This is a genomic window from Aurantiacibacter flavus (genome assembly GCF_039710615.1).
Lineage (GTDB): Bacteria > Pseudomonadota > Alphaproteobacteria > Sphingomonadales > Sphingomonadaceae > Alteraurantiacibacter > Alteraurantiacibacter flavus.
Genome location: NZ_JBDLBR010000018.1, coordinates 1 through 4868 on the forward strand (window position 1 = coordinate 1; position 4868 = coordinate 4868).

At 61.2% G+C, this 4868-nt stretch carries 3 protein-coding genes and 1 pseudogene; all 4 read right to left on the reverse strand.

Going from position 1 to position 4868, the window contains the following annotated elements; genetic code table 11:
* Window positions 1–205: 205 nt before the first annotated feature.
* Window positions 206–450, reverse strand: a pseudogene (locus ABDJ38_RS16845) (IS3 family transposase); the annotation flags it as partial.
* A 155-nt stretch (window positions 451–605) separates the two neighbouring features.
* Complete coding sequence (locus ABDJ38_RS16850; RefSeq protein WP_346786294.1) at window positions 606–2105, reverse strand: HlyD family type I secretion periplasmic adaptor subunit; 1500 nt, start codon at window positions 2103–2105, stop codon at window positions 606–608.
* Entirely contained in the window at window positions 2102–4282 is a 2181-nt protein-coding gene (locus tag ABDJ38_RS16855) for a type I secretion system permease/ATPase (protein WP_346786295.1), read from the reverse strand. Before ABDJ38_RS16855 ends, ABDJ38_RS16850 begins: the two co-directional genes overlap by 4 nt.
* An 84-nt stretch (window positions 4283–4366) precedes the next feature.
* Window positions 4367–4868 (reverse strand): calcium-binding protein (locus ABDJ38_RS16860; RefSeq protein ID WP_346786296.1); only part of this gene is annotated, 502 nt, incomplete at its 5' end.

Here is a 4868-nt window from a genome sequence, read left to right on the forward strand (position 1 = left end):
ACAGCGCGATCGGGAATATCCCCCCGATCATGCTGGCAAACTCAGCCGGTGTGACCAGCCCACCGGATCTGGGAAAGGCGGAAAACTCTAGGCCAGAGCGGTCCAAGGTTGGGTAGCAGTGCAGCCAGAGCGGTCCAAGGTTGGGTAGCAGTGCAAATGGTCCAAGGCTCTACTCCTAGCTGGTAGAAACTTCGGGCTCAGACCACCAGCCTTCGGCGGTCCAGATATAGCTAAAGTCTGCCGCCCATTTCTTGTTGGGCCTGTCGGTCGTGAACTGGCGATCCAGCACATCGCTGGCGATGATGGGATCACTCGCACTGATCTTTGACGACGCGGACGCGCCCGGAGGCGCTGATCGCGCATCAGTCTCTCGATCTTGTGTGAACCGCATTGCTAGCGTTCTGCGAGAAGGTCGTGCCAGACCCGACGCGCACCATAAGTACGATAGCTGCCGTGGCTGGAGCAAGGCTCCCCCAGTTTCACTCGTTCGGCAAGATGTAAAAGACTTCGCGAGCCGGGACGATGTAAGTCACGTCGCAGCCATTGGAGGTGAAAGTCGCCGAGGCCGCGGCCATCGTGCGCCATCAGCGGCTTCGAGGTGTCAGCTAAGTCTCTCGCCCAGCCTCGGTCAACGCCTTGCTGATCGGGCTTAACAGGTACTGGATGATCCTTCGCCGTCCTGTCTTGATTTCCGCTTGCACTGCCATGCCCGGCTGGACCCGGCTGCACAGGCCGTCGAGGGCGGCATCGTCGTTATTGCAGGAGAGCTCGATCGTCGCGGCATAGACTAGGCCGCCATCTACCGGGCGATCGCTCCCGTCGCGCCTTCCTCCGTCGGGCGCGCGATCTTGGTCTATCGCATCGCGACTGATATTGCGCACCCTTCCCTCGATCAGCCCATAATCCGTGAAGTTGAAAGCCTCCAGCTTTACCGCCACACGCTGGCCTTTAGCGACGACGCCGATATCCTTGTTCTGGACGAAGGCCTCTACCGTTACGTTGGCATTGCAAGTGGCCGGCGAACGGGCATCAGCGGCGCTGCACGGCACGATGATCATTAGTGCCTGCGCGGGTTGGACCACTCCGCCCACGGTCGCAACGGTGAGCTGCTGCACCACCCCATCCACAGGCGCGCGCAGTTCCTGATATTGCCGGCGGCGCTCGGCCTTGCGCAATTCCTCCGAAGCAAGCCCGCCCTTGTCGTTGGCCTCGGCCATGTCGGTCGCCGCCGTGCGCCGGAAATCGGCACGCAACGAGCGCAGATCTGCCTCAAGCGTACCAATCGCCGCGCGAGCGCGCTCGGCATTAGCGCGCTGGATCTCCATTGAGCGCAGGTGCTCCGCCCGCAGCTGCTCAAATTCGAGCAGTTTTAGCTTGGCAAAATAACCACGTTCGGTGAGCTCCGCGCGAGCGGCCAATTGTCTGTCGATGTAGGGCAGCGCATCTTCTAACTTAGCGATTTCCGCATGGGCTCCGACCAGTTCGGCAGCCTTCTCGGCGCGCTGCTGTATGAGGCTTGCCCGCTCCGCTTCGTATTGCGCAATAGTCGAACGAATGAGCGCATCTTCCGTCGCGGTCAGCTCTGCAGCGGTGCCCGGTGGCGCCACAAAGCGGGCCGCGCGACCATCCAGATAAGTCAGCAATGCATTGTTGCGGGCTTGCGCGATCCTCGCGGTTAGAAGGTTCTGCTCGCTCTGCGCCTCGTCCGCGCTCGCCAGAGTGGGGTCTAGTTCGATTAGGAGGTCGCCTCGGTGCACGAATTGTCCGTTGGCGACATGAATGGCACGAATCGCGCCGATCTCGATCGGCTGTACCACCTTGACCTTGCCACCGGGCACGATCCGGCCCGTAGCCACGGCTACGACGTCCACCTGGCCAAGCACCGACCACAGCAGCGTCAGAACGAATAGGGCGCAAATGAGATGCAGAAGCCAGCGCATTCCAGGGCTCGGCGGTTTCTCGATAATCTCCAACGCTGCGGGAAGAAATTCGTGCTCCTTGCGAGGGCGAAATGCCATGTCGGCAAGATTCTGCGCATGCCAGCTCTCGCGCAGGACAGTGAGATGCCGGGCAAAAGCCGGGAATCGATCGGTGAGCTTACTCATGCGCTGGCCAGACCCGTCTGTTTTGCGTGGAGTTGTGCGTAGCGCCCGCCTGCGCGGAGCAATTCGTCATGCGTGCCAGCCTCGGTGATCTCTCCCTGCTCAACCGTAATGATGCGATTGCACGGGCGAACCGCGGAGAGCCGGTGCGCGATGATGATCACCGTGCGTCCCTTCGCAATGCGGCCGAGATTGTTCTGGATGATCTCCTCGCTCTCGGCGTCGAGCGCGCTGGTTGCTTCGTCCAGGATCAGAATTCGCGGGTCGGTAATCAGCGCGCGGGCGATCGCCAGGCGCTGGCGCTGGCCGCCGGACAGATTGGCGCCGCGTTCCTCGATTACCGTGTCGTAGCCATGCGAGAGAGAGAGTATGAATTCGTGCGCCCCGGCGAGCTCAGCCGCGGCGATCACCCGCTCCATCGGCAATGTCGGATTGCTCAGCGCAATATTCTCGCGCACGCTGCGATTGAACAGGATGTTCTCCTGCAGCACCACGCCAACCTGGCGTCGCAGCCAGGCCGGATCTACCAGTGCCAGATCGGTTCCGTCCACCAGCACGCGGCCTTGCTCGGGCACGTAGAGCCGTTGCACCAGCTTGGTCAGCGTGGACTTGCCCGACCCGGAGGGGCCGACGATGCCAATCATCTCGCCCGGTGGAATATCGAGCGTCACCCCGCGTAATGCTTCGGGTGCGTCGGGGCGATAGCGGAAGCGAACCTTGTCAAACTCCACCCGCCCCTTGATCGGCGGCAGGCTTGCACGGTTGGGATTGTGCTCCGGTTCCGCCGGCGCATTGAGGATATCCCCCAGCCGGTCGACCGAAATGCGCACCTGCTGAAAATCCTGCCACAATTGCGAGAGACGAAGGACCGGCTGGGCGACGCGCCCCGACAGCATGTTGAACGCCACCAGACTGCCTACCGAGAGTTCGCCTTCGATAACCGCCTTGGCGCCGAAGAACAGGATCGCCACCGTCGTCAGCTTGGACACGAGCTGAATCAGGTGGCTGCCCCAGGTGGACAGTACGGTGACGTCCCAGCCCGTCTTGATATAGCCGGCGAACTGCTTCTCCCATCGGTCGCGCATACGCGGTTCGACGGCCATGGCCTTGAGCGTGCCGATTCCGGTGACGGTCTCCACCAAGAAAGCCTGGTTTTCGGCCCCGCGCTTGAACTTCTCGTCCAGCCTGGCGCGCAGCGGCGGCGTGATGAGAACCGATATCGCGATATAGACTGGAATGGTCAGCGCCACGATCAGCGTGAGCGTGGGCGAATAGAGATACATCACGAGGAAGAACACGATTGTGAAGAACAGATCGATCAGCACGGTGACGGCATTGCTTGTCAGGAAGTTGCGGATGTTCTCCAGCTCGCGCACGCGCGCCACGCTGTCGCCGACCCGCCGCGCTTCGAAATAGGAGAGCGGGAGTGCGACGAGGTGGCGGAAAAGCGCGGCGGACAATTCGGCATCGACGCGGTTGGTGGTGTGGGCGAACAGCCAGTTCCGCAGGCCCGAAAGCATCGTCTCGAATACGAGGACGGTGGCAAGGCCGATGGCGAGCACATCGAGCGTCGTCATCGATTGATGTACCAAGACCTTGTCGATCACCAGCTGAAAGAAGATCGGAGAAACGAGCCCGAGCAATTGTAGGAAGAAACTGCCCAGCAGGACATCGCGCAAGGGTTTGCGATATTTGACCAGCGCAGGAATAAACCAGCTGACATCGAAGGCGCGCTTCGACCCGGCGATATGCTCGCGACTGGTCATCAGCAGCAGGTCGATCCTGCCGCTTTTCGGCACCATCTCCGCGCGGACTTGTTCCTCAGACCATATTTCGGGCCGCTGCTCCCCTGCGCGCACCACAAGATACCGCATGCCCGTATCCGACCTGTCGTCTATCTTCAGGAGAATTGCGGTTTCTCCATGGGTCAGTCGTACCAGCGCCGGCAGCGGCAGCTTGGGTAAATCCTCTACCTCTGCCACCTTGCTGCGCGCCATCAGCCCCAGCTTCTTGGCAATACGGATGAGATCGCCGAATGCGTAGGGTTCGTCGCCCTGACCGCGATCGTGGTGTATCTGCGCGGCATCTGCGGGCACACCAAGGAATTGCGCCAGCAGAACGAAGCACGCCAATGCGGTGTCGGCCGGCAGCGCCGACGGCTGCCGTTCAGGACCTTCCATACGGTTTCGTCAGGCTAAAGACGCTACCCGTCACATCTTGGGCAAATACGGTTCCGGATTCCATCGTGCTTTCTGAAACAGCCTTTATGCGTAGAGTTGCGGTAGAGGGTCGGCCTGTTGGAACAGGGGCATAGGGGAAAGTTCACCCCCGCCGCCGAAGGCGCCCATATCGTCTCGTATCATGGTCAGCTTCCGCGAAAGCTCCGGGGTCGGATCGACGCCACCGCCTTGCGCCGACCGGACTTCCAGCGGCTGTTCCATGCCCCCGTCCGAGGCGAGTGCGGCGAAGCTCGAAAGAGCGGACGACGATTGCATTGCCGCACTTTGCTGGCTCGACATGGGGAGCAGATCGCTTTTGGACCAGATCGTACCGTCCGCAAAAACGACGTTTTCGATCGCTGCGGCGTTGTTGGATTTCGCTTCGGACAGCGTCACCTTATCGGTCGTGCCGATGATCGACAGCACATAGTCGTTGCCGTTGTTCGCCTGGGTGACGATTACGTCGGCCGGATCGATCCCGGCGCCGAACTGCAGCGTGTCGGTGCCGCCATAGCCGCCACCCCAGCCATGACTGTCATCCTGAATA

Bases quoted from the DNA above. Each gene is read 5' to 3' on its own strand.
- ABDJ38_RS16850 (WP_346786294.1), bottom strand. From the start codon at position 2,105: ATGAGTAAGCTCACCGATCGATTCCCGGCTTTTGCCCGGCATCTCACT.
- ABDJ38_RS16855 (WP_346786295.1), bottom strand. From the start codon at position 4,282: ATGGAAGGTCCTGAACGGCAGCCGTCGGCGCTGCCGGCCGACACCGCA.